Below are 25,066 nucleotides of genomic sequence, written 5' to 3' on the forward strand. Positions count from 1 at the left end.
CGTATAATTCTGCCAGACATCGGAGCCCGAAGACGCATGCCGCAGACAAAACACCCTTTACCCGACGTTCAGTTGCTGACTGGCGCCCATTTGCCGCGACTACAGGCTCGTCCTCTGGACGCTCATAAGGGCCAGTTCGGTCATTTATTGCTGATCGGTGGCGACTGCGGCTTTGCCGGCGCCGCGTTACTGAGCGCGGAAAGTGCCTTGCGCAGTGGTGCGGGACTGGTGTCCCTGGCGACTCGCAGTGAACACGTGGCGGCCGCCGCCGCACGGCTGCCGGAAGTCATGACCCAGGGCACCCATTCGGCCAACCAACTGATGGGGTTGTTGGCGCGGGCCACGGTGTTGGTGGTCGGTCCCGGGCTGGGGCAGGGCGCCTGGGGGCGCAGCCTGTTGTCGGCAGCGGCCAACGCACCTTTGCCACAGGTATGGGATGCCGATGCCTTGAACCTCCTGGCTCTGGGCGGCCTACAACTGCCGGCGGCCAGCGTGATCACCCCTCATCCTGGGGAGGCGGCCCGTCTTCTGGGGGTTTCCATCGCCGAGATCCAGGGTGATCGTCCGGCGGCGGCCCGAGCCTTGAGCGCAAAATACTCGGCGGTTGCCGTGCTCAAGGGCGCCGGTAGCCTGATCGCCAGTCCCGACGGGCAAGTGGCCCGTTGTGAAGGTGGGCATCCGGCGATGGCCACGGCGGGGTTGGGGGATGTGCTCGCGGGGTTGATCGGTGCGTTGATGGCGCAGGGACTTTCGACATTCGATGCAGCTTGCCTGGCGGTCTGGGTACACGCCCGCGCTGGCGAGCAGCAAGGCAAATTGGGCCGAGGGCTGGCGGCCAGTGATCTGATTCCAGCCATTCGTCAGTTGTTGGAGGAGCAATCACCGTGTCTGAGTTAACCCTTTATCTGGCCGATGAGCAGGCCATGGTGGAATTTGGTGCACGCATTGCTCAGGTCACTCAGGGCGTGGGGGTGATCTTTCTTGAAGGCGATCTGGGGGCGGGTAAAACCACCTTGTCCCGTGGGATCATCCGGGGGCTAGGGCATAAAGGGGCGGTAAAAAGTCCGACCTTTACCCTGGTGGAGCCCTACGAGATAGGCCCGGTGCGGGCTTTTCACTTCGACCTGTACCGTCTTGTGGACCCGGAAGAGCTGGAATTCCTGGGGATTCGCGACTACTTCGAAGGCGATGCATTGTGTCTGTTGGAGTGGCCCCAGCGTGGTGCAGGCTTTTTGCCAAAGCCCGACCTGACCATTACCATTACCCCGCATAACAATGGGCGTTCTGTGCATCTGTTGTCTCAAGGCTCGCGAGGCGAGTCCTGGTGTGCCGCTTTGGCGTTGGAATTCAAATAATTGATGGGGTTAGGTATGCGCATTCGCGCGTTGGTTGCTGTCGTAGGACTGTTGCTTACGGCATTGGCCGTCGATGCTGTGGCCGCTACACAGGTTCGCAGCGTCCGCCTGTGGCGGGCACCGGATAACACGCGACTGGTATTCGATCTGTCCGGCCCGGTTCAGCACAGCGTCTTTACCCTGACGGCCCCGGATCGTCTGGTGATCGATATCAATGGCGCGACTCTCGGCGGTCCGCTGAATGTTGCCACGGCCAATACGCCGATTACTGCCATGCGCTCGGCGCAGCGTACCCCCAGTGACCTGCGGGTGGTCATCGACCTGAAAAAGGCCGTCACCCCCAAGAGTTTCACCCTGGCGCCCAACGCCCAGTACGGCAATCGCCTGGTAGTCGATCTGTTCGACAACCCGGCTGATGCCGCGCCGCCTGTTGCTCCGCCCCCTGCTGTGGCTACCGTTCCAGCCGTGCCAGTCACGCCTGCGGAGCCGGCGATCAAGCTGCCGCCGGCCCCGGCGGGCAAGCGCGACATTATTGTGGTGATCGATGCCGGTCACGGCGGTGAAGACCCGGGTGCCTCCGGTTCGCGTGGCCAGCATGAGAAGGACGTGGTGCTGGCCATTGCCCGCGAACTGCAGCGCCAGGTCAATGGCCTCAAAGGGTTCCGCGCCGAGCTGACTCGTACTGGCGACTACTTCATTCCGTTGCGCGGTCGCACCGAGATCGCTCGGAAGAAGGGGGCTGACCTGTTCGTTTCGATCCACGCCGATGCCGCACCTTCTGCTGCGGCCTTTGGCGCCTCGGTATTCGCCTTGTCCGAGCGCGGCGCGACATCGGAAACTGCTCGCTGGCTGGCGGACAGTGAAAACCGCTCCGACCTGATCGGTGGTGCGGGCAACGTCAGCCTGGATGACAAGGACCGGATGCTGGCCGGGGTGCTGCTGGATCTGTCGATGACCGCATCCCTGACCTCCAGCCTCAATGTCGGGCAGAAAGTCCTGAACAACATCGGCCGAGTCACCCCGCTGCACAAACAGCGTGTGGAACAGGCCGGGTTCATGGTGCTCAAGTCCCCGGACATTCCATCGATCCTGGTGGAAACCGGCTTTATCTCCAACTCTAATGAAGCTTCGAAGCTGGCCACCGCCAGCCACCAGCAGGCCTTGGCTCGCTCCATCAGCAGCGGCGTGCGGCAGTTCTTCCAGCAGAACCCGCCACCGGGCACTTATATCGCCTGGCTGCGGGACTCCGGGAAGATTGCCCAGGGCCCTCGTGATCACCGGGTCAACCCGGGGGAAACCCTGGCGATGATCGCGGTGCGCTACCAGGTATCGGCGGCCACCCTGCGCAGTGCCAACAATCTGAAAAGTGATGAATTGAAAGTGGGGCAGGTCCTGACCATCCCCGGTACTGAATTGGCGGCCAAGGAATGAGTGACTCGGTAATCAGCAGCGCGCGCATCGAGCTGCTCAGCCCGCGCCTGGCCAACCAGATCGCCGCGGGCGAGGTGGTTGAGCGCCCGGCTTCGGTGATCAAGGAGCTGTTGGAAAACAGCCTGGACTCCGGCGCCAAGCGCATTGATGTGGATGTCGAGCAGGCTGGAGTCAAGTTGCTGCGGGTCCGTGATGATGGCAGTGGCATTTCCTCCGACGATCTGCCCCTGGCGCTGGCGCGGCACGCCACCAGCAAGATCCGCGACCTGGAAGACCTGGAGCGGGTGATGAGCCTGGGGTTTCGTGGGGAAGCCCTGGCCTCCATCAGTTCCGTGGCGCGCTTGACTCTGACTTCACGTACCCGTGATGCCGATCAGGCCTGGCAGGTAGAAACCGAAGGCCGTGACATGGCGCCGCGAGTGCAGCCTGCGGCCCACCCGGTAGGCACCTCGGTGGAAGTACGTGACCTGTTCTTCAATACTCCGGCCCGACGCAAGTTTCTCAAGGCGGAGAAAACCGAGTTCGATCACCTGCAGGAAGTGATCAAGCGTTTGGCTCTGGCGCGTTTCGATGTGGCTTTCCACTTGCGCCACAACGGCAAGAGCATCCTTAGTCTGCATGAAGCCAAGGACGACGCAGCTCGCGCCCGGCGCGTGGCGGCGGTCTGTGGCTCGGGCTTTTTGGAGCAGGCGCTGCCCATTGAGGTCGAACGCAACGGCCTGCATCTGTGGGGCTGGGTGGGCTTGCCGACCTTCTCCCGCAGTCAGGCGGATTTGCAGTATTTCTACGTCAACGGTCGTGCGGTACGGGACAAACTGGTGGCCCACGCGGTGCGTCAGGCTTATCGCGATGTACTGTTCAACGGCCGGCATCCGACTTTTGTGCTGTTCTTTGAAGTCGACCCCTCGGTGGTCGACGTCAACGTGCACCCGACCAAGCATGAAGTGCGTTTCCGTGACGGGCGCATGGTCCATGACTTCCTTTATGGCACCTTGCACAGGGCCTTGGGCGATGTGCGCCCCGAGGACCAGTTGGCAGCGCCGGCGGCGGTCGCAGGTATTGTGCGGCCCAGCGGTATCGAAGCCGGTGAGTTCGGACCTCAGGGTGAAATGCGCCTGGCTGCGAACCTGGCGCTGGAACAGCCGCAGGCCCAGCCGAGCTTCAGTGCGCCGGGTTCCGGTGTTGGCAGTGGCTATCAATATCAGTACACGCCACGGCCCCAGCCGGTGCTGCCGGCGGCGGAGTCCCAGGGAGTCTATCGCGAGTTCTTCGCACCTTTGCCGGGGGCTGCGGCGACAGCGCTGCCGGAAGGGCAGGAGGATATTCCGCCGCTGGGCTATGCCCTGGCACAGCTCAAGGGTATCTATATCCTCGCGGAAAACGCTCTGGGCCTGGTGCTGGTGGATATGCACGCCGCTCATGAGCGAATCATGTACGAGCGCCTGAAGGTGGCCATGGCCAGCGAAGGCTTGAGTGGCCAGCCGTTATTGGTGCCGGAATCCATTGCTGTCAGCCAGCGTGAAGCCGATTGCGCGGAAGAGCATGTTGCCTGGTTCCAGCGTCTGGGCTTCGAGTTGCAGCGCCTGGGGCCCGAGTCCCTGGCGATCCGACAGATTCCGGCGCTGTTGAAGCAGGCCGAAGCCAATCGCCTGGTGCACGATGTGCTCGCTGATTTGATGGAGTACGGCACCAGCGACCGAATTCAGGCTCATCTTAATGAGCTGCTCGGTACCATGGCCTGCCACGGTGCCATTCGCGCCAACCGGCGCCTGGCCCTGGCGGAAATGAACGGCCTGTTGCGGGATATGGAAAACACCGAACGCAGCGGCCAGTGCAACCACGGTCGACCGACCTGGACCCAATTGGGTCTGGATGATCTGGACAAACTCTTTTTGCGCGGCCGTTGATGACTCAGCTTCCTCCTGCGATTTTCCTGATGGGCCCGACCGCTGCGGGCAAGACCGACCTGGCCATCGAGCTGACCAAGGTGCTGCCTTGCGAGCTGATCAGTGTCGATTCGGCGCTGGTGTATCGCGGCATGGATATCGGTACTGCCAAGCCCTCCAAGGAGCTGCTGGCGCAGTTTCCCCATCGCCTGGTCGATATTCTCGACCCCGTCGAAAGCTACTCGGCGGCAGATTTTCGTACCGATGCCCTGGCGGCTATGGCCGATATCACCGCCCGGGGCAAGATTCCGCTGCTGGTGGGCGGCACCATGCTGTATTACAAGGCGCTGCTTGAAGGCCTGGCGGATATGCCGCCAGCAGACCCGCAGGTCCGCGCCGAACTCGAAGACGAGGCGCAACGCCTTGGTTGGCAGGCGCTGCATGACCAGTTGGCGGCTGTGGACCCCGAGTCTGCGGCGAGGATTCATCCCAATGATCCTCAACGCCTGACGAGAGCGCTGGAAGTCTATCGGGTCAGTGGCCTGACAATGACCGCTCATCGTCAGCGTCAATTGGCGCAAAGTGCTGAAGCAGGCGCATCGGGACGCGGTCAATTGCCCTATACTGTCGCCAATCTGGCCATCGCTCCGGCGAATCGTCAGGTACTGCACCAGCGTATTGCACAAAGATTCACACAAATGTTGGAACAGGGATTCATTGACGAGGTCGTAGCTCTGCGCTCAAGAAGTGACCTGCATGCCGGGTTGCCGTCTATACGTGCAGTGGGTTATCGCCAAGTCTGGGATCATCTGGATGGCAAGCTGACGTCAGCCGAAATGCAGGAGCGGGGCATCATTGCCACGCGCCAATTGGCGAAACGGCAGTTCACCTGGTTACGCAGTTGGGCTGACCTGCAATGGTTGGACAGTCTGGATTGCGACAATCTGCCACGCGCCTTGAAATACTTAGGGACGATCTCCATATTGAGCTGAGTCCTTGCAATTGCCGTCTATCCTTGGGGGTGTGACGGTTTTAGCTATCTGTTTTCCGATTTTTATTATTGATCCTTAAAGGAGTGCGGCACATGTCAAAAGGGCATTCGCTACAAGACCCTTACTTGAATACATTGCGTAAAGAGAAAGTTGGGGTTTCCATCTATCTGGTTAACGGGATCAAACTGCAAGGCACGATCGAGTCCTTCGACCAGTTCGTTATCCTGCTGAAAAACACCGTCAGCCAAATGGTTTACAAGCACGCTATCTCGACAGTGGTTCCGGTTCGCCCAATTCGTCTGCCTAGCGCATCCGAATCCGAACAGGGTGACGCTGAGCCAGGTAACGCCTGATAGGAGTCTCCTTTGTTCTTTGAGCGCCACGGTGGTGGTGAACGGGCCATTCTCGTTCACTTGGATGGTCAGGACCCTGAGGCGCGCGAAGATCCGCAGGAGTTTCAGGAGCTGGCATTATCGGCCGGCGCCGAGACCGTCGCGTTTGTTAGCGTGCCGCGTCATCGGCCAACCGCCAAATACCTGGTTGGCAGCGGCAAGGTCGAGGAATTGCGCGATCTGGTCAAAGCCGAACAGGTAGACCTGGTGATTTTCAATCACATCCTCACGCCCAGTCAGGAACGTAACCTCGAACGTGTATTCGAGTGTCGCGTGATTGATCGCACGGGTCTGATTCTCGATATCTTCGCTCAGCGCGCGCGCACTCATGAGGGCAAGCTCCAGGTTGAACTGGCACAGCTTGAGCACATGAGCACGCGATTGGTTCGTGGCTGGACTCACCTTGAACGGCAGAAAGGCGGTATTGGTCTGCGTGGCCCGGGTGAAACTCAGTTGGAAACCGACCGGCGCCTGCTGCGAGTGCGTCTGCGGCAGATCAAGGCGCGGCTGGAAAAGGTTCGCAGCCAGCGCGAGCAGGCTCGTCGAGGCCGCAAGCGTGCCGACATCCCTTCGGTTTCGCTGGTGGGTTACACCAACGCCGGCAAGTCCACGTTGTTCAACGCGGTCACCCAATCCGATGTTTTCGCCGCCGACCAGTTGTTCGCCACCCTCGATCCGACCTTGCGCCGTTTGGAGCTGGATGATCTGGGGCCGATTGTGCTGGCTGATACCGTAGGTTTCATTCGCCACCTGCCGCACAAACTGGTGGAGGCCTTTCGGGCTACCCTCGAAGAGTCCAGCAACTCTGACCTGCTGCTTCATGTGATCGATGCTCATGAGCCCGAACGCATGGCCCAGATCGAGCAGGTGATGGTCGTGCTGGGGGAGATCGGGGCTCAAGACTTGCCGATCCTGGAGGTCTATAACAAACTCGATTTGCTCGAGGGTGTGGAGCCACAGATTCAGCGCGATCCCGATGGCAAGCCGCAGCGGGTCTGGTTGTCGGCCCGTGATGGCCAGGGACTGGATCTGCTCAAACAGGCCATTGCGGAGCTGCTGGGCGAAGATTTGTTCGTGGGCACCTTGCGCTTGCCTCAGCGTTTTGCTCGACTGCGAGCACAGTTTTTCCAGTTGAACGCTGTGCAGAAAGAAGATCACGACGACGAAGGGGTCAGTTTGCTGGCCGTTCGCCTGCCGCGGGCCGAGTTGAACCGGCTGGTCAGTCGCGAAGGTCTGCAGCCGTCGGAATTCATCGAGCAACACACTTTGCAATAAAAGCCTGGGCATGCGGTTGTGCCGCTGTAGCAGGCATTCTGTAGCATTGGTCGGCGCGCCGTGGGTGCGTCTTTGCTTTATCAGATGGAGAGCGCTATGGCTTGGAATGAGCCGGGTGGCAACTCGAATAATCAGGACCCTTGGGGTGGTAAGCGCCGCAATAATGGCGATCGCAAGGGGCCACCAGATCTCGACGAGGCCTTCCGTAAGCTGCAGGAAAGCCTGAATGGGTTGTTCGGTGGTGGTAAGAAACGTGGTGATGACGGCGGTAGCTCCGGCAAGGGCGGTGGTTTCGGCTTGCTGGGTATTGGTCTTGTCGTGCTGGCGGCCGTGTGGCTGTACAGCGCGGTATATGTAGTCGATGAGCAGGAGCAAGCCGTGGTGCTGCGCTTCGGCAAATACTACGAGACCGTTGGCCCGGGTCTGAACATCTACTTCCCGCCGATCGATCGCAAGTACATGGAAAACGTCACGCGTGAGCGTGCCTACACCAAGCAGGGGCAGATGCTCACCGAGGACGAGAACATCGTCGAAGTGCCACTGACCGTGCAGTACAAGATCAGCAACCTGCAGGACTTCGTGCTGAACGTTGATCAGCCGGAAATCAGCCTGCAGCATGCGACCGACAGTGCTCTGCGCCACGTGGTGGGTTCCACCGCCATGGACCAGGTGCTGACCGAAGGTCGTGAATTGATGGCCAGTGAGATCAAGGAGCGGCTGCAACGCTTCCTCGACAACTACCGCACCGGTATCACCGTGACTCAGGTGAACGTACAGAGTGCAGCCGCACCGCGTGAAGTACAGGAAGCCTTCGACGACGTGATCCGTGCTCGTGAAGACGAACAGCGTTCGCGCAACCAGGCTGAAACCTATGCCAACGGTGTTGTGCCGGAGGCTCGTGGTCAGGCTCAGCGCATCCTCGAAGATGCCAATGGTTATCGCGACGAAGTGGTATCGCGGGCCAAGGGTGAGGCTGATCGCTTTACCAAGCTGGTTGCCGAGTACCGCAAGGCTCCTGAAGTGACTCGTCAGCGCCTGTACCTGGATACCATGCAGGAAGTCTTCAGCAATACCAGCAAGGTGCTGGTGACCGGCAGCAAAGGTGGGCAGAACAACCTGCTCTACCTGCCTCTGGACAAGATGATCGACAGTGGTCGTAGCGGTGGTGTTCCGGCAACGGGCTCGGCGTCTGCGACCAGCAATGAAGCGAATGCGCGCGCCGCTGCTGATCACATGCAGCAACAGCAGCAGACGCGTTCTAGGGAGAGTCGCTGATGAGCAATAAATCGCTGATCGCCCTGATCGTGGGCGTTGTCGTGGCGGTGGTTGCCTGGAACAGCTTCTACATCGTCGCTCAGACCGAGCGCGCGGTGTTGCTGCAGTTCGGTCGCGTGGTTCAGGCTGATGTCCAGCCTGGTCTGCATGTGAAAGTGCCCTACGTGAACCAGGTGCGTAAGTTTGATGCGCGCCTGATGACCCTGGATGCACCGACACAGCGCTTCCTGACCCTGGAAAAGAAAGCCGTAATGGTGGATGCCTACGCCAAGTGGCGAGTGAAGGATGCCGAGCGCTTCTACACCGCGACTTCCGGTCTCAAGCAAATTGCCGACGAGCGTCTTTCCCGTCGTCTGGAATCGGGCCTGCGTGACCAGTTTGGTAAGCGCACCCTGCATGAAGTGGTTTCCGGTGAGCGTGATGCGCTGATGGCGGATATCACGGCTTCGCTGAACAAGATGGCGGAAAAGGAGCTGGGTATCGAAGTGGTCGATGTCCGGGTCAAGGCCATCGATCTGCCGAAGGAAGTGAACCGCAGCGTGTTCGAGCGGATGAGTACCGAGCGTGAGCGTGAGGCTCGCGAGCATCGTGCCAAGGGTAACGAGTTGGCCGAAGGTATTCGTGCTGACGCTGATCGTCAGCGTCGCGTGCTGCTGGCCGAAGCCTATCGTGAGTCTGAAGAGGCGCGCGGTGACGGTGATGCTCAGGCGGCGGCGATCTACGCCAAGGCCTATGGCCAGGACCAGGAGTTCTATGCGTTCTACCGTAGCCTGCGTGCCTACCGTGAAAGCTTTGCGAACAAATCCGACGTCATGGTTCTGGACCCAAGCAGTGACTTTTTCCATTACCTGGAAAAGTCCAAGCCTTGATCCGGCCCTGATCCTGGGGCACCCCGCCGGGCGGCTAAAATGCCTCGCGGGGTGATCCTTTGGGAAAACGGGTGTATGATGCGGCAGCCGGGAAATTCCCGGCTTTTTTGCGTCTGCATCTTTGATTGGCCGCGGCTCGTTCAAGAGCTCGGCAAGATTTTTCGAGGAAAATAGTCTGTACAGCTGATTTCTGGCTGCCTGTCCGGCTGAGCTCGCGTCGGATGCGACTGTTTTCTGCTTCACTCTAAGGCTGGCCCCAGGCTTGCCGCCCGGACCATAGGGGAATGGCGTAATGGCAACGGTAGACCGCTGGCTGCTGCCAGATGGCATCGAAGAAGTATTGCCGCCGGAAGCGGCGCGCATTGAAGTGGCGCGTCGTCAGGTGTTGGATCTGTTTCAGAGTTGGGGTTACGAATTTGTCGTTACTCCCCATATCGAATACCTGGAATCCCTGCTGACAGGCGCTGGCCAGGACCTGGACCTGCGTACCTTCAAGGTCATCGACCCGCAGTCGGGTCGGCAGATGGGGTTCCGTGCCGACATCACGCCACAAGTGGCGCGAATCGATGCTCACACCTTGCGCCGTGAAGGGCCGAGCCGCCTGTGCTATGCCGGCAGTGTGCTGCATGCTCAGCCGCGGGCCTTGTCGTCTTCGCGCAGCCCGATCCAGTTGGGCGCCGAGTTGTACGGCGACGCCAGCCCGAGCAGCGACGTTGAGGTCATCAGCCTGATGCTGGCCATGCTGCAGTTGGCCGATGTGCCGGATGTGCACATGGATCTGGGGCACGTAGGCATCTACCGTGGCCTGGCCCAGGCTGCCGGCCTGTCCGGCGCCGTAGAGCAACAATTGTTCGACGCCCTGCAGCGCAAGGCGATCGATGAAGTCATCAGCCTGACCGAGGGCTTGCCAGCCGACCTGGCGGACATGCTGCGCTCCCTGGTGGAGTTGTGTGGCAGCCGCGAAGTACTGGGCGATGCCCGCCGTCGCCTGGCGGGTGCACCGACCTCGGTGCTGCTGGCTCTGGATGAATTGCTGACGATCGCCGAGCGCTTGTCGGTGCGTTTCCCTGATTTGCCGCTGTACTTCGACCTGGGCGAGCTGCGGGGCTATCACTACCACACGGGTGTGGTGTTCGCAGTGTTTGTACCGGGCGTGGGTCAATCGATTGCTCAGGGTGGCCGTTACGATGACATCGGAGCCGATTTTGGGCGTGCCCGTCCAGCGACCGGTTTTTCTACCGATTTGAAAACCCTGGTGACCCTGGGGCGTGCTGAGGTCGAGCTACCGTCTGGCGGTATCTGGATGCCTGACAGCACTGACGCGGCACTCTGGCAGACCGTCTGCCAGTTGCGCAGTGAGGGTCAGCGTGTCGTTCAGGCTCTGCCTGGGCAACCTTTGGCCGCCGCCCGTGAAGCGGACTGCGACCGGCAATTGATTCAGCAGAATGGGCTTTGGCAAGTTTTGCCGCTGGCTTCTTGAGTTTTCCTGCCGGCGGCTGCCGGCACCAAGTTTGCGCGAATGAGGACAAGTGTTATGGGTAAGAATGTCGTAGTCCTGGGCACCCAATGGGGTGATGAGGGCAAAGGCAAGATCGTTGATCTGCTGACCGAACATGCCGCCGCCGTAGTGCGCTACCAAGGTGGTCACAACGCTGGCCACACCCTGGTGATCGACGGTGAGAAGACCGTCCTGCACCTGATTCCGTCCGGCGTGCTGCGCGAAGGCGTGCAGTGCCTGATCGGTAACGGCGTGGTGGTGGCACCGGATGCCTTGATGCGTGAAATCGTCAAGCTGGAAGAGAAAGGCGTACCGGTGCGTGAGCGCCTGCGTATCAGCCCTTCCTGCCCGCTGATCCTGTCCTATCACGTAGCCCTGGACCAGGCCCGCGAGAAGGCCCGTGGCGAGCAGAAGATCGGTACTACCGGTCGCGGTATCGGCCCGGCTTACGAAGACAAGGTTGCACGTCGTGGCCTGCGCATCGGTGATCTGTTCCACCGTGAGCGTTTCGCCGCCAAGCTGGGCGAGTTGCTGGACTACCACAACTTCGTGCTGGTCAATTACTACAAAGAGCCGGCCATCGACTTCCAGAAGACTCTGGACGAGTGCATGGAATACGCCGAGCTGCTCAAGCCGATGATGCTCGACGTGACTGCCGAACTGCACCAGCTGCGTCGCGCTGGCAAGGACATCATGTTCGAAGGCGCCCAGGGTTCGCTGCTGGACATCGACCACGGTACCTACCCGTACGTCACCAGCTCCAACACCACCGCGGGCGGCATCGCCACCGGTTCGGGCGTGGGTCCGATGTACCTGGACTACATCCTGGGTATCACCAAGGCCTACACCACTCGCGTGGGCTCGGGTCCGTTCCCGACTGAACTGTTCGACGATATCGGTGCATTCCTGGCCAAGCGCGGTCACGAGTTCGGTGCCACCACTGGCCGGGCCCGTCGTTGCGGCTGGTTCGATGCCGTAATCCTGCGTCGCGCCATCGACGTCAACAGCATCTCGGGCCTGTGCCTGACCAAGCTGGACGTACTGGACGGCCTGGAAACCATCAATATCTGTGTTGGCTACAAGAACCAGGATGGTGCAGTCATCGACGCACCGACCGATGCCGACAGCTACATCGGCCTTGAGCCGGTGTATGAGCAGATGCCGGGCTGGAGCGAATCGACCTTGGGTGCCAAGACCCTGGAAGAGCTGCCTGCCGCCGCCCAGGCCTATATCAAGCGCATCGAAGAGCTGGTCGGCGCGCCGATCGACATTATTTCGACAGGTCCGGACCGCAACGAAACCATCGTTCTGCGTCATCCGTTCGCTTGATAAGTTGTTGATGTAAAAACCAAAGGGCCCTTGATCGGGCCCTTTGTCGTTTCTGTCTGCCGTGCGGCACGACCCTTGCTGTGAAATTCGCTTCTAGAGTGCCATCAGAATAATGGCGTCAAAAGTAGAGGGATTTCCTGTGTCGGCCGTTCTCTCACTGTTACAAAGCCGTTTACTGCGGCCTGTGTTCGTTACTCTCGGTATCGCCCTTTTGGTGCAAGTGTTGCTCGCTGTTGCCCTGACTCGGAGCACAGTGACGGCCCTTGAGGCCGATCTGGCTGCGCGTTTGGGTGTCGATAGCCAGAAGTTGTCTGGCGAGCTCGAGCAAGCGGGCAAGGAAGTCACTTCCAGTCTGGAAAGCCTGTCCAGCAGTACGCGTCAGCGTCTGACGGCGGGGTTGTCTTCGCGTCTAAAGGAAGAGCAGGTCCAGCTGCGTGCCGCGCTGGAGAAGGACCTCAAGGACTCCGCCAATGACATGGCCCAGTTGCTGGCTTCTGTGGCGCCTCGTGCCATGTGGGACAGTGATGTGCCGACTCTGTCCGAGTTCGCACGGCGTGCCCAGCGTAATCCCAACGTACTGTTCGTGGTCTATGACGATGCGGCGGGTGAGCATCTGACTCGCTATCTGAATCGTGAGAATCCGATCAACAAGGCCCTGTTGGAAAAGGGCAAGGGCGATCGGGCCTTGGACAAGGTTCTGGATGCGGCCAAGAACGATCCTTCTGTCTACTACCTTGAGGCGTCGATCAATCCTAATGGAGTGGAAATCGGCAAGGTGCTGATGGGGGTTTCCACGGCCTCGGTAGAGGCAGATATCGCTGCTTTGGATCAGCGTTTCGGGGCATTGATCGCCAGCAGTGACCAGTTGGTTGGCGACAGTCTCAAGGGTGCCTCCGCCGACAGTTCGGCGGCCATGCGCTCGCGCTTGCAGTCGGCTCAGGCCACTGCCGCGCAGATGCAGGCCAATACCGCAAGCACGGTGCAGGAGGCTGCGGCCACCTTGCGCTGGCAGATCGGTGTCGGCCTGGCGCTGGTGGGGTTGGCTCTACTGCTGTTGTTGGCGGTGGTGCTTGGGCGGCGAGTGGTGAACAAGCTGCATCTGTTGATCACGGCGCTCAATGATCTGGCCGCGGGCGAAGGGGATCTGACCAAGCGCGTGCCCCTCAACAGCAATGATGAGATCGGTGATATGGCCTCGGCGGTAAACCGCTTTGTGGATAAGTTGCAACCCATTGTGCGTGAGGCGGGCGATGTGGCGCAGCGCACCGGTGTGGAGATCGGGGCCATGAGCCTGCGCAATGCCGGGGCGGATGCAGCGGCCGAGGCGCAGCGTGACGAAGTGGCCGAAAGCTTGCGGGCGCTGTCGCAGATGGCCGATGAGGCTCAGGCGGAAAGCCAGGCAATGCAAGCAGCGCTGCGGCAGGTGGTGGAGATCCGCCAGGCCACTGACGAGAATACTCGTACCTCGGAGCAGGTCGGCAGTCTGATCGAGGCCTTGGCGGGGCAGGTGGATACCGGGGCCAAGGTGATTGAGCGGCTGGCTCAGCAGAGTGAGCAGATCGAGGTGGTGTTGACGGTGATCCATGGTATTGCCGAGCAGACCAACCTACTGGCGCTGAACGCGGCGATTGAGGCGGCGCGAGCCGGTGAAACCGGTCGTGGTTTTGCCGTGGTGGCGGATGAGGTGCGAGCCCTGGCCAGCAAGACGCAAAGCTCCACTGGCGATATCCAGGCGCATATCGGTGCTTTGCAGCAAGGTGCTCGAGAAGCGGTTGCGGCCATTGGTCAGGCCGGGCGTCAGGCCAGCGAGGGTTTGCTGGTGCTGCGCGACAGTGCGCGGTTGCAGCAATCGGTGCAGTCCTCGGTAGAGCAGGTGCATGCGGCTATCGGTCTGGCCACCCAGGCTGCAGCGCATCAGGCTCAGGGCGCGCAAGCGGTGCGGGGGCGGGTGGAAACCATTCATGCTCAGGCCGAGCGAGCGGCTCAGGCTGTGGTTGAGACCACTGCCAGCGGCAAGGTGCTGGACAGTCTGGCGGCGCAGCTCAAGGCTAGCCTCGGGCAGTTCCGCGCCTGATGCTTTGCCGGCAAGCCGGCTCCTACGAGCGTTCTGTAGGAGTCGGCTTGCCGGCGAAGGTCTTCTCAGCGATTCAAATACATCCGTGTCGTCAGTAGATACACCGGCAGCCCCGACACCAGAATCAGCAGTGCCGCATAAGGTGCTGCGGCCGCAAACTCCACATTCGCCGTATGGGCCCAGACCTCTGTGGCCAGGGTGTTCAACCCGGTCGGGCTGAGCAGCAAAGTAGCAGTCAGCTCTTTCATCGCATCCAGAAATACCAGGGCGAAGGCCGCGCCCAGCGCTGGAAAGATGATCGGTAAAGTCACCCGGCAAAAAGCGCTGAACGACGATGCTCCCAAGGTTCTTGCCGCTTCTTCCAGTTGCGGTGCGGCCTTGTTCAGGGCGGTGCGGATCGGCGCCTGTGCCAGGGGTAGGAACAGCAAGGCATAGGCGATCAGCAACAGCGCCGAGGTTTGATACAGCACCGGTACATAGTGCAGGGCGAAGTACACCAGCGTCAGGGCGATCACCAAGCCCGGTAGGGCATGTAACAGGTAGGGCAGACGCTCGGCCCAGATGGCCAGTCGTCCCTTGTAGCGCACCACCAGCAGTCCCACAGGAACCGCCAGCACCAGGCACAGGGCGGCACCGCCCAGGGATAGTGCCAGGGAGGAAAGCAGTGCTTCGCTGATGGCGGCGACCGGGAAAGCGGCCGATGAGCCTACGGCCAGCCAGTAGGCAAGCATTCCCAGGGGAACGCCGCTGCCAATCAAGGCCAGTAGCAGGCAGTAGATCTGCCCGCCTGCGGACCAGCGTCCCAGGCGTACCTGATCTGCATGTCGCGCTGCGCCTTGGCCGGTGCGTACGTGGCGCCCCTTGCCGCGAACTCGCAGCTCCAGTCCCAGCAGTATCAGGCATAGCGCCAGCAGCACTGCCGAGAGCATGGCTGCGTTGGCATTGCTGAACTCCAGCTCGAATTGCTGATAGATCGCCGTGGTGAAGGTCTGCAGGCCGATGATCGACAGGGCGCCGAATTCCACCAGCATGTGCAGGGCAATCAACAGAGATCCCGCCAGCAACGATGGCCAGAGCAGGGGCAGGGTGATCTTGAAGAACACGCCCCAGCGATTTTGCCCAAGGGTACGTGCGGACTCTTCGAGGGAGGGATCCAGATTGCGCAGGGTGGCTGCCACCGGCAGGAACACCAGGGGGTACTTGGATAGGGTCATCACCAGGATCGCACCGCCCAGCCCTTCGAATCCGGCACTCAGGGACACCCAGGTGAAGCTGCTGACGAAGGCCGGTACGGCGAAGGGCAGGCATAGCACCACGCCCCAGATCCGTCGCCCTGGCAGATCGCTGCGTTCCAGTAGCCAGGCCAGGGATAGGCCAATCACTGCGCAGGCGATGGTTACTCCCAGCATCAGTAGCAGGGTGTTGCTCAGCAGGCGGAATACATAAGGGCGCCACAGCAGGTGCAGGGCTTCGGCCCAGCCGGCCTGCCAGGCCTTGAGCCCGACATACAACAGCGGCAGCAGGCTCAGGCAAACCAGTAACAATACCGGCAGCAGCAGCCAGATCGAGGGCCGCTTGCGCCTCGGCACATAAAGCGTGCGCGAGGCGGGGGCGCAGAGTGGCGGATTCATCAGTTCAGGCCGACGTCGCGTTCCAGGTCTAGTGCTTCCTCGGCATTACCGAGATCGGCCGGGGTGACTTTCGGAGCCTGCAATTCACTGAATGGCTTGAGGCCGCGATCCGATTCCATGCCTTTATGCAGTGGGTACTCGGCGGTGGTCTGGGTGATCACCCGCTGACCTTCTTCACTGGCCATGTAGGCAAGGAATTGCTGAGCTTCTTTCGGGTGCTTGCTGGACTTGAGCACTGCGGCGCTGGATACAGTGATCAGGCCGCCGACGTCGCCGCCGGTGAAATAGTGCAGTTTCGAGTCCAGCTGACCTTTTTCCCGTTGCAGGGCAAACCAGTAGTAATTGTTCACCAGGACGGTGGCCACTTCGCCGTTTTCCACGGCCTTGAGGGCTACCATGTTATTGCTATAGACCTTGCCGAATGCCCGCAGGCCGGTCAGCCACTCTTCGGCTGCATCCATGCCGTGCAATTTGATGATGGCCACGGCCTGTTCCTGAAACGCGCCGCTGGTCGGTACGAAGCCGACCTTGCCTTGCCATTGTGGCTGGGAAAATTCCATCACCGACTTGGGGAGGTCTTTCTCGTCGATCAGCTTCGGGTTGAAAGCCACCACCCGCACTCGCGCAGTGATGCCGATCCAGGTGCCGTTGCCGGCCACGTATTCCTTGGGCAGGACGGCCAGGGTTGCGGCATCGGTCTGGGCTAGCAGACCTTGTTCGCCCAGTTTGTTCAGGGGCGGGGACTCTTCGGTGTAGATCACGTCGGCGGGGGAGCGATCGCCTTCTTCGACGACCTGGCTGGCCAGCTGATTGCTGCTGCCCTTGCGCACGTTGACGTGAATGCCGGTCTTGGCTTCGAAAGCCTTGGCGACGGCGTCGCCGACTTCCTTGTGCTGGCCGTTATACAGGGTCAGGGAAACCGGATCGGCTGCCTGGGAGAGTGGAGATGCCAGGGTCAGTCCTAGCAAAGTGATGGTCAAGCCACGCAGAAGGGATGTTGGAAGGAGGGTATTTCTGAACATCATTCGCAGGTTTCCTCACTGTAGTGCCGCAAAAACTTGTAACAATCATAAACGATATCGTTTCTCATGTGCGCTTTGCGGGTAAGGCGGCGGGTTGATGAAGTGAGGAAATACCTGAAGGCAGAAACGCAAAAACCCGCTTTCGCGGGTTTTTGAGAGACTTGAAAGCGATGCTCTCAAGCTTGAATTGGTGCCCAGAAGAAGACTCGAACTTCCACGACCTTGCGGTCACCAGCACCTGAAGCTGGCGTGTCTACCAATTTCACCATCTGGGCAATATCGACGTTGTCGCCGTGTCGATGGAGCGCACTATACGGACCGTGTTTTGATCTGTAAACCCCTGTTTTGGTTTTATTAAATCAAACACTTAGAATGCAAAAACCCGCTTTCGCGGGTTTTTGTTTGAGCCTTGAAACTGATCTAATCTCAAGCTCTTGAATTGGTGCCCAGAAGAAGACTCGAACTTCCACGACCTTGCGGTCACCAGCACCTGAAGCTGGCGTGTCTACCAATTTCACCATCTGGGCAGTATCGCTGACGTCTCCGTCGTCGATGGCGCGCACTATACGGAGGCTCTTTTAAGCTGTAAACCCCAGATTTCAAAAAAGTTCGAAAAAAGTCTCCGGTGGCAGGCGTGAGGATGTTTCTGAGGTGGCGATGAAGATTTTTCCAGCGTTGTCTGAGCCTGAAATTTCCCGTTTCAATACGCGTATGCCAAACTAACCCGCATATAGACAAGGTGAAATTTATCTAATGGCCGATTGGCAGTCCCTCGATCCCGAGGCCGCTCGTGAAGCGGAAAAATACGAAAACCCTATTCCTAGCCGCGAACTCATCCTCCAGCACCTTGCTGATCGGGGTTCGCCTGCTAGTCGCGAGCAGTTGGTAGAAGAGTTCGGTCTGACCACAGAGGACCAACTGGAAGCCCTGCGCCGCCGCCTACGCGCCATGGAGCGCGATGCTCAACTGATCTATACCCGCCGTGGCACTTATGCGCCGGTGGACAAGCTTGACCTGATCCTTGGTCGTATCAGCGGCCACCGCGACGGCTTCGGCTTTCTGGTGCCGGATGATGGCAGTGATGACCTGTTCATGAGCCCGGCGCAAATGCGCCTGGTATTCGATGGCGACCGTGCCTTGGCCCGGGTTTCCGGCCTGGATCGTCGTGGTCGTCGCGAAGGGGTGATCGTCGAAGTGGTATCCCGTGCCCATGAAAGTATCGTGGGTCGTTACTTTGAAGAAGGCGGTATTGGCTTTGTGGTAGCGGATAACCCGAAGATCCAGCAAGAAGTGCTGGTGACCCCGGGGCGCAATGCCAATGCCAAGGTCGGTCAGTTTGTTGAAGTGAAAATCACTCACTGGCCGACGCCGCGCTTCCAGCCACAAGGCGACGTGGTTGAGGTCGTAGGCAATTACATGGCGCCGGGCATGGAAATCGACGTTGCCCTGCGCACCTATGATATTCCTCATGTCTGGCCCGAGGCTGTGCTCAAGGAAGCGGCCAAGCTCAAGCCGGAAGTGGAGGAGAAGGACAAAGAGAAACGCATCGATCTGCGTGATCTGCCTTTCGTCACCATCGACGGTGAAGATGCTCGCGACTTCGACGACGCAGTGTTCTGCGAAGCCAAGCCCGGAAAGCTGCGCCTGTTCGGCGGTGGCTGGAAACTGTACGTGGCCATTGCCGACGTCTCCAGCTACGTGAAGATCGGTTCGGCCCTGGATGCAGAAGCCCAGGTGCGTGGCAACTCGGTGTATTTCCCCGAGCGGGTTATCCCGATGCTGCCTGAGCAACTTTCCAATGGCCTGTGCTCGCTGAACCCGAAAGTCGATCGTCTGGCCATGGTTTGTGAGATGACCATCTCCAAGTCCGGCGAAATGACCGACTACCAGTTCTATGAAGCGGTGATCCACTCCAAGGCGCGACTGACCTACAACAAGGTCAGCGCCATGCTCGAGCAGCCGAAAACCACCGAGGCCAAGCAGTTGCGCGGTGAGTACGCGGATGTCGTACCGCATCTGAAGCAACTGTATGCGCTGTACAAGGTCCTGCTCGGTGCTCGCCATACCCGTGGCGCCATCGACTTCGAAACTCAGGAAACCCGGATCATCTTCGGTTCCGAGCGCAAGATCGCCGAAATTCGTCCAACCACGCGCAACGATGCTCACAAACTGATCGAGGAATGCATGCTGGCGGCCAACGTGGCTACCGCCGAGTTCCTCAAGAAGCACGAGATTCCTGCCTTGTATCGGGTGCACGACGGTCCGCCGCCGGAGCGTCTGGAGAAACTGCGCGCCTTCCTTGGCGAGCTGGGCCTGTCCCTGCATAAAGGCAAGGATGGTCCGACGCCGAAGGACTATCAGGCGCTGCTGGAAACCATCAAGGACCGTCCGGATTACCACCTGATCCAGACCGTGATGCTGCGCTCCCTGAGCCAGGCGGTGTACAGCGCTGATAACCAGGGTCACTTCGGCCTGAATTACGAAGCCTATACCCACTTCACTTCGCCGATCCGTCGTTATCCGGACCTGTTGACCCACCGGGCCATCCGCAGTGTCATCCACTCCAAGCAAGACACGCCACACGTGCGTCGCGCTGGAGCGATGAGTATTCCGAAAGCGCGTATCTATCCCTACGACGAGGCTATCCTCGAGCAGCTCGGCGAGCAGTGCTCGATGAGCGAGCGTCGTGCCGACGAAGCCACTCGTGACGTGGTGAACTGGCTCAAGTGCGAGTTCATGAAGGATCGCGTCGGCGAATCCTTCCCAGGAGTGATCACGGCGGTCACCGGTTTTGGTCTGTTCGTCGAACTCACCGATATCTACGTCGAAGGCCTGGTGCATGTCACCGCGCTGCCAGGCGACTACTACCACTTCGACCCTGTGCATCACCGCCTGGCGGGCGAGCGCACCGGTCGCAGCTTTCGCTTGGGTGACACTGTGGAAGTGCGGGTCATGCGCGTCGATCTGGACGAGCGCAAGATCGATTTCGAGATGGCGGAAAAGACCATCGCTGCACCGATTGGTCGCAAAAAGCGAGGTGCTGCGGACGTACCGGCAAGCAAGGCAGTCGAAGAGCCGGCTCCAGCGAAGGCGGGGCGTCGCAGCTCTGCCAAGGAGAAGGCTGTCGAGGCTTACCGTCCCAGCGACGCAGCGGCAAAAAACGCCGAAGTACGCAAAAGTCGTGAAATGAAACAGGCGCTGCTGGCGGGAGCCAAGGGCGGTGGTAAAGCGGCGTCTGGGGGAAAGTCCGGCAAATCGGCTCCGGCCAGAGACAGCGACAGGCCAGCCAAACCGAGCAAACATCGTAAGGGTCCGCCTAAGGCGGGCTCCGCTTCCGGCGCGAAAAGCGGCGGGGCGCGCAAACCTAAGGCCAAGTCATGAGTCAGTTGGAAAAGATCTACGGCGTGCATGCTGTAGAAGCGTTGCTGCGTCACCATCCCAAGCGGGTCAAGCAGATCTGGTTGGCTGAAGGGCGCAGTGATCCACGGGTTCAGGTGTTGGTGGATCTGGCAGCGCAGAATCGCGTTTCAGTCGGCCAGGCCGAGCGTCGTGAGATGGACGCCTGGGTTGAAGGCGTGCACCAGGGGGTGGTGGCGGAAGTCAGCCCAAGCCAGGTGTGGGGCGAGGCCATGCTCGACGAGCTACTGGATCGCACCGAAGGCGCGCCACTGTTGCTGGTGTTGGATGGCGTGACCGATCCGCACAACCTTGGCGCCTGCCTGCGTACTGCCGATGCGGCGGGTGCCCTGGCAGTGCTGGTGCCCAAGGACAAGTCGGCCACTCTGACCCCGACCGTGCGCAAAGTGGCTTGCGGCGCTGCGGAAGTGATTCCGCTGGTGGCTGTGACCAACCTGGCGCGGACCCTGGAAAAACTTCAGCAGCGCGGCCTGTGGATCGTCGGTACCGCCGGCGAGGCTGAGCAGGAGTTGTACGATCAGGATCTGACAGGCCCGACCATCATCATCATGGGGGCCGAAGGCAAGGGCATGCGCCGTCTGACTCGCGAGCACTGTGACTATCTGGTGCGTCTGCCAATGGCTGGCAGTGTCAGCAGTCTCAACGTCTCCGTGGCCACAGGCGTCTGCCTGTTCGAGGCCATGCGCCAGCGCGGTGCAAAAGCCAAGGCCGTCGCCAAGAAAGCCTGATCTATCCCGTAGGAGCCGGCTTGCTGGCGAACCACGCCCAGCCGTCCATCGCCGGCTCGTTGGCTCCTGCAGATGATTGTTCAAATAATCACCAATTGCCTTGCGCCGCTGTTCCCCCTTCTCTACAATTGCGCCCCTTGCCGTGACGGCAGGCGCATATGTGCCTATCTGTGGCAAGACACACAAGTGTCATTCACTCCTTGTCTGACCGCTTATAGGCGGCAGGCTACAACCCGTAAGGAGCATTCATGCGTCATTACGAAATCATCTTTTTGGTCCACCCGGATCAAAGCGAGCAAGTCGGCGGCATGGTTGAGCGTTACACCAAGCTGATCGAAGAAGACGGCGGCAAAATCCACCGTCTGGAAGACTGGGGCCGTCGTCAACTGGCCTACGCAATCAACAATGTTCACAAGGCTCACTACGTGATGCTGAACGTTGAGTGCACTGGCAAAGCCTTGGCTGAGCTGGAAGACAACTTCCGTTACAACGATGCTGTGATCCGTAACCTGGTCATCCGTCGCGAAGAAGCCGTTACCGGCCAATCCGAGATGCTCAAGGCTGAAGAAAACCGCAGTGAGCGCCGTGAGCGTCGTGACCGTCCTGAGCATTCTGACAGCGCCGATGGCGATGACAGCGATAACAGCGACGCCAGCGATAACGCTGACGAGTAATCCACGGACCTTTTAAGGAGCCAATTACATGGCACGTTTCTTCCGTCGTCGTAAATTCTGCCGCTTCACCGCTGAAGACGTGAAAGAGATCGATTACAAAGATCTCAACACTCTGAAAGCCTACGTATCCGAGACCGGCAAAATCGTTCCAAGCCGCATCACCGGTACCAAAGCTCGTTATCAGCGTCAGCTGGCCACCGCTATCAAGCGCGCCCGCTTCCTGGCCCTGCTGGCCTACACCGACAGCCACGGCCGCTGAGACCGGGCAGTCGACAAGTAGTAAGGGATTGAATGCATGCGCGCCTTAGCTGAGTTCATCATGCGCGGTCGTATGCAGGCCACTCTGGTAGTGGCTGGCTGTTCGGCATTGCCGTTGTTGTATTGGTTGGGTGCTGCCGCGGGGAGCCTGGTGCTTCTGCGGCGCGGGTTGAAGGATGCCCTTGGTGTCCTCGCTCTGGGAGTGCTGCCGGCTTTGTTCTGGTGGCTGGCGTTCGATGACCCGCGAGCATTTCTGGTGCTGGTGGGGTCTTCGAGTCTTGCGTTGGTTTTGCGCGCAAGCGAGTCCTGGAGCCGCGTGCTGCTGGTCAGCATAGCGATGGGATTGGTGTTTGCTGGAGTCCTGGGTGCGGCTTTCCGCCCTCAGATCGAAGCGTTGTCGCAGGAATTGATAAAAATCCTGCCGATGGCCTTGGGTGAGGTCTACCAGCAGTTATCGGTTGAAGAGCGAGCTCGTCTTGCCACGCTGATTGCACCGATCCTGACCGGCCTGATAGCGGCCTTGTTGCAAGCCATCAGCGTGCTGAGCCTGATTCTTGGGCGTTACTGGCAGGCTGTGTTGTATAACCCGGGTGGTTTTGGTCGCGAGTTTCGCGCCATCAGAATCCCTCTTGGGCCAGCGATGTTACTGCTGGCGTGCATGTTGGTGGGGCCGAACTTCGGACCTCAACTGGCCATGCTCACGCCGATGTGCAGTGTCCCGCTGGTTTTTGCCGGGCTGGCCCTGATTCACGGGCTGGTGGCGCAAGGGCGACTGGCCAGATTCTGGCTGGTGGGGTTGTACGTCACGCTGTTGCCATTCATGCAGCTGATCTATCCGTTGCTCGTGGTCCTGGCCATTGTCGACAGTCTGGTTGATTTTCGCGGTCGTTTGGCGCCGAAAGACGCCGATAGCGCGAACGGTGAAGGTTAAAAGTTAAGAGGATTTTCACATGCAACTGATCCTTCTGGAAAAAGTCGCCAACCTGGGCAACCTGGGCGACAAAGTGAACGTTAAGGCTGGTTACGGCCGTAACTACCTGCTGCCTTACGGCAAAGCCACCGCTGCTACCGCTGCCAACCTGGCTGCGTTCGAAGAGCGTCGTGCTGAGCTGGAAAAACTGGCTGCAGACCGTAAAGCTTCGGCTGAAAGCCGCGCTGCCCAACTGGCCGAGCTGGAAGTGACCATCACTGCCACCGCCGGTGACGAAGGCAAGCTGTTCGGTTCGATCGGCACCCACGACATCGCTGATGCACTGACCGCCTCCGGCGTTGAAGTTGCAAAAAGCGAAGTTCGTCTGCCGAACGGCACCATCCGCAACGTAGGTGAATTCGACGTAGCCGTGCACCTGCACGCTGAAGTTGAAGCAACCGTACGCGTTGTCGTGGTGGCTGCTTAAGCAGTACCAAATCGTCTGGCACCTTGTGTGGCTGACGGTTAACATCGGGCACGATCCTGTTTACAGGTCGTGCCCTTTGTCTTTCTGCTGATCCTGTTTTTCACCCCCCGAATTCCAAGTGGCCATGAACGATATCTCCGCTCCCGAGCAATACGATCTGCAAACCGCTGCCCTGAAGGTGCCGCCGCATTCCATCGAGGCCGAACAGGCCGTGCTCGGTGGTCTGATGCTGGACAACAACGCCTGGGAACGCGTGTTGGATCAAGTGTCCGACGGCGATTTCTATCGGCATGACCACCGTTTGATCTTCCGCGCCATCGCCAAGCTGGCCGACCAGAACATGCCGATCGACGTGGTCACCCTGTCCGAGCAACTGGACAAGGAAGGGCAGACCTCCCAGGTCGGTGGCCTGGGCTACCTCGGTGAGCTGGCGAAGAACACCCCGTCGGTGGCCAACATCAAGGCCTATGCGCAGATCGTTCGCCAAAGGGCGACCCTGCGCCAGCTGATCGGTATCAGTACCGAGATCGCTGACAGCGCCTTCAACCCTGAAGGCCGCACCGCCGAAGAGATCCTCGATGAGGCCGAACGGCAGATCTTCCAGATCGCCGAGGCGCGGCCCAAGACTGGCGGCCCGGTAGGGGTCAACGAGTTGCTGACCAAGGCCATCGACCGTATCGATACCTTGTTCAACACCGACAACGCCATCACTGGCCTGTCCACCGGCTACACCGACCTCGACGAGAAGACCAGTGGCCTGCAACCGGCCGACTTGATCATCGTCGCCGGCCGTCCGTCCATGGGTAAGACCACCTTCGCCATGAACCTGGTGGAAAACGCCGTACTGCGCAGCGACAAGGCGGTGCTGGTGTACTCCCTGGAGATGCCAGGCGAATCGCTGATCATGCGTATGCTGTCCTCCCTGGGCCGCATCGATCAGACCAAGGTCCGTTCCGGTCAGTTGGAAGATGACGACTGGCCGCGCCTGACCTCGGCGGTCAACCTGCTCAACGACCGCAAGCTGTTCATCGACGACACCGCGGGCATCAGCCCCTCGGAAATGCGTGCGCGGACCCGGCGCCTGGTGCGCGAGCACGGCGACATCGGCCTGATCATGATCGACTACCTGCAACTGATGCAGATCCCGGGCTCTAGCGGTGACAACCGGACCAACGAGATTTCCGAGATCTCCCGATCCCTGAAAGCCCTGGCCAAGGAATTCAACTGCCCGGTGGTGGCTCTGTCCCAGCTCAACCGCTCCCTGGAGCAACGCCCCAACAAGCGTCCGGTGAACTCCGACTTGCGGGAATCCGGAGCGATCGAGCAGGATGCCGACGTGATCATGTTCGTGTACCGGGACGAGGTGTATCACCCCGAGACCGAGCACAAGGGCATTGCCGAGATCATCATCGGCAAGCAGCGGAACGGCCCCATCGGCTTTATCCGCCTGGCCTTCATCGGCAAGTACACCCGCTTCGAGAACCTTGCTCCGGGCAGCTACAACTTCGACGACGACGAATAACGGCGCCAGCCATAGTGGTTGGCCACAGGTCGCGTGACGTG

At 60.0% G+C, this 25,066-nt stretch carries 21 protein-coding genes and 2 tRNA genes; 19 read left to right on the top strand and 4 right to left on the bottom strand.

Going from position 1 to position 25,066, the window contains the following annotated elements; translation table 11 throughout:
- Window positions 1–36 precede the first annotated feature (36 nt).
- From P7C00_RS03320 to P7C00_RS03375, 12 genes are all read left to right on the top strand, one after another.
- Window positions 37–897, top strand: coding sequence for an NAD(P)H-hydrate dehydratase (locus tag P7C00_RS03320; protein WP_404938129.1), 861 nt, complete (start codon window positions 37–39; stop codon window positions 895–897).
- Complete coding sequence (gene tsaE, locus P7C00_RS03325) at window positions 885–1,355, top strand: tRNA (adenosine(37)-N6)-threonylcarbamoyltransferase complex ATPase subunit type 1 TsaE (protein WP_346634556.1); 471 nt, start codon at window positions 885–887, stop codon at window positions 1,353–1,355. The genes P7C00_RS03320 and tsaE overlap by 13 nt, the downstream gene beginning before the upstream one ends.
- 3 nt (window positions 1,356–1,358) lie before the next feature.
- On the top strand, window positions 1,359–2,786 hold the full coding sequence (locus P7C00_RS03330) for an N-acetylmuramoyl-L-alanine amidase (RefSeq protein WP_346634557.1): 1,428 nt from the start codon (window positions 1,359–1,361) through the stop codon (window positions 2,784–2,786).
- The gene (gene mutL / locus P7C00_RS03335; RefSeq protein ID WP_346634558.1) at window positions 2,783–4,693 is read left to right on the top strand and encodes a DNA mismatch repair endonuclease MutL; all 1,911 of its coding nucleotides are present in this window, start codon (window positions 2,783–2,785) and stop codon (window positions 4,691–4,693) included. The genes P7C00_RS03330 and mutL overlap by 4 nt, the downstream gene beginning before the upstream one ends.
- Window positions 4,693–5,664 (top strand): tRNA (adenosine(37)-N6)-dimethylallyltransferase MiaA, encoded by a 972-nt coding sequence (miaA, locus tag P7C00_RS03340; RefSeq protein ID WP_404938130.1) that lies wholly within the window; start codon window positions 4,693–4,695, stop codon window positions 5,662–5,664. Before mutL ends, miaA begins: the two co-directional genes overlap by 1 nt.
- Before the next feature lie 92 nt (window positions 5,665–5,756).
- Window positions 5,757–6,017, top strand: coding sequence for an RNA chaperone Hfq (gene hfq / locus P7C00_RS03345; RefSeq protein WP_007921378.1), 261 nt, complete (start codon window positions 5,757–5,759; stop codon window positions 6,015–6,017).
- A 12-nt stretch (window positions 6,018–6,029) separates the two neighbouring features.
- The gene (gene hflX / locus P7C00_RS03350; protein ID WP_346634560.1) at window positions 6,030–7,331 is read left to right on the top strand and encodes a ribosome rescue GTPase HflX; all 1,302 of its coding nucleotides are present in this window, start codon (window positions 6,030–6,032) and stop codon (window positions 7,329–7,331) included.
- Window positions 7,332–7,427: 96 nt separating this feature from the next.
- Complete coding sequence (gene hflK, locus P7C00_RS03355; RefSeq protein WP_123723398.1) at window positions 7,428–8,606, top strand: FtsH protease activity modulator HflK; 1,179 nt, start codon at window positions 7,428–7,430, stop codon at window positions 8,604–8,606.
- Window positions 8,606–9,475 carry a protease modulator HflC gene (gene hflC / locus P7C00_RS03360; RefSeq protein ID WP_011058941.1) on the top strand — a complete coding sequence of 290 codons (870 nt, stop codon included), beginning with the start codon at window positions 8,606–8,608 and terminating at the stop codon, window positions 9,473–9,475. The genes hflK and hflC overlap by 1 nt, the downstream gene beginning before the upstream one ends.
- A 292-nt stretch (window positions 9,476–9,767) precedes the next feature.
- Window positions 9,768–10,955: an ATP phosphoribosyltransferase regulatory subunit gene (locus tag P7C00_RS03365; RefSeq protein ID WP_123723399.1), complete on the top strand. Its 1,188-nt coding sequence runs from the start codon at window positions 9,768–9,770 to the stop codon at window positions 10,953–10,955.
- A gap of 54 nt (window positions 10,956–11,009) precedes the next feature.
- Complete coding sequence (locus P7C00_RS03370; protein ID WP_011058943.1) at window positions 11,010–12,302, top strand: adenylosuccinate synthase; 1,293 nt, start codon at window positions 11,010–11,012, stop codon at window positions 12,300–12,302.
- A 139-nt stretch (window positions 12,303–12,441) separates the two neighbouring features.
- Window positions 12,442–14,376: a methyl-accepting chemotaxis protein gene (locus tag P7C00_RS03375; protein ID WP_346634561.1), complete on the top strand. Its 1,935-nt coding sequence runs from the start codon at window positions 12,442–12,444 to the stop codon at window positions 14,374–14,376.
- A gap of 65 nt (window positions 14,377–14,441) precedes the next feature.
- On the opposite strand, the gene P7C00_RS03380 is transcribed toward P7C00_RS03375, so the two are convergent.
- The 4 genes from P7C00_RS03380 to P7C00_RS03395 all read right to left on the bottom strand — a co-directional run bounded on the left by P7C00_RS03380 (window position 14,442) and on the right by P7C00_RS03395 (window position 17,556).
- A complete protein-coding gene (locus P7C00_RS03380; RefSeq protein WP_346634562.1) occupies window positions 14,442–16,007 on the bottom strand; it encodes an iron ABC transporter permease in 1,566 nt (521 codons plus the stop codon).
- Window positions 16,007–17,032 carry an extracellular solute-binding protein gene (locus P7C00_RS03385; protein ID WP_346634563.1) on the bottom strand — a complete coding sequence of 342 codons (1,026 nt, stop codon included), beginning with the start codon at window positions 17,030–17,032 and terminating at the stop codon, window positions 16,007–16,009. Before P7C00_RS03385 ends, P7C00_RS03380 begins: the two co-directional genes overlap by 1 nt.
- A 185-nt stretch (window positions 17,033–17,217) precedes the next feature.
- Window positions 17,218–17,304: transfer RNA gene (locus P7C00_RS03390), tRNA-Leu, on the bottom strand.
- Between the two features lie 165 nt (window positions 17,305–17,469).
- A tRNA-Leu gene (locus P7C00_RS03395) sits at window positions 17,470–17,556 on the bottom strand.
- A gap of 226 nt (window positions 17,557–17,782) precedes the next feature.
- On the opposite strand from P7C00_RS03395, the gene rnr reads away from it, so the two are divergent.
- The 7 genes from rnr (at window position 17,783) to dnaB (ending at window position 25,025) form a co-directional block, all read left to right on the top strand.
- Complete coding sequence (gene rnr, locus P7C00_RS03400) at window positions 17,783–20,410, top strand: ribonuclease R (protein ID WP_346634564.1); 2,628 nt, start codon at window positions 17,783–17,785, stop codon at window positions 20,408–20,410.
- Window positions 20,407–21,174 carry a 23S rRNA (guanosine(2251)-2'-O)-methyltransferase RlmB gene (gene rlmB, locus P7C00_RS03405; protein WP_016964328.1) on the top strand — a complete coding sequence of 256 codons (768 nt, stop codon included), beginning with the start codon at window positions 20,407–20,409 and terminating at the stop codon, window positions 21,172–21,174. Before rnr ends, rlmB begins: the two co-directional genes overlap by 4 nt.
- A gap of 248 nt (window positions 21,175–21,422) precedes the next feature.
- Entirely contained in the window at window positions 21,423–21,848 is a 426-nt protein-coding gene (rpsF, locus tag P7C00_RS03410) for a 30S ribosomal protein S6 (protein ID WP_020299424.1), read from the top strand.
- A gap of 28 nt (window positions 21,849–21,876) precedes the next feature.
- Complete coding sequence (gene rpsR, locus P7C00_RS03415) at window positions 21,877–22,107, top strand: 30S ribosomal protein S18 (protein ID WP_002551829.1); 231 nt, start codon at window positions 21,877–21,879, stop codon at window positions 22,105–22,107.
- A 36-nt stretch (window positions 22,108–22,143) separates the two neighbouring features.
- Window positions 22,144–23,037: a hypothetical protein gene (locus P7C00_RS03420; protein ID WP_404938131.1), complete on the top strand. Its 894-nt coding sequence runs from the start codon at window positions 22,144–22,146 to the stop codon at window positions 23,035–23,037.
- A 19-nt stretch (window positions 23,038–23,056) separates the two neighbouring features.
- On the top strand, window positions 23,057–23,503 hold the full coding sequence (gene rplI / locus P7C00_RS03425; RefSeq protein ID WP_020299422.1) for a 50S ribosomal protein L9: 447 nt from the start codon (window positions 23,057–23,059) through the stop codon (window positions 23,501–23,503).
- Between the two features lie 124 nt (window positions 23,504–23,627).
- Complete coding sequence (dnaB, locus tag P7C00_RS03430; RefSeq protein WP_025130480.1) at window positions 23,628–25,025, top strand: replicative DNA helicase; 1,398 nt, start codon at window positions 23,628–23,630, stop codon at window positions 25,023–25,025.
- The last annotated feature ends 41 nt before the right edge of the window (window positions 25,026–25,066 follow it).

Origin of the sequence: Pseudomonas sp. JDS08PS003, assembly GCF_045013505.1 — a bacterium.
Taxonomy (GTDB): Bacteria; Pseudomonadota; Gammaproteobacteria; order Pseudomonadales; family Pseudomonadaceae; genus Aquipseudomonas; species Aquipseudomonas protegens_B.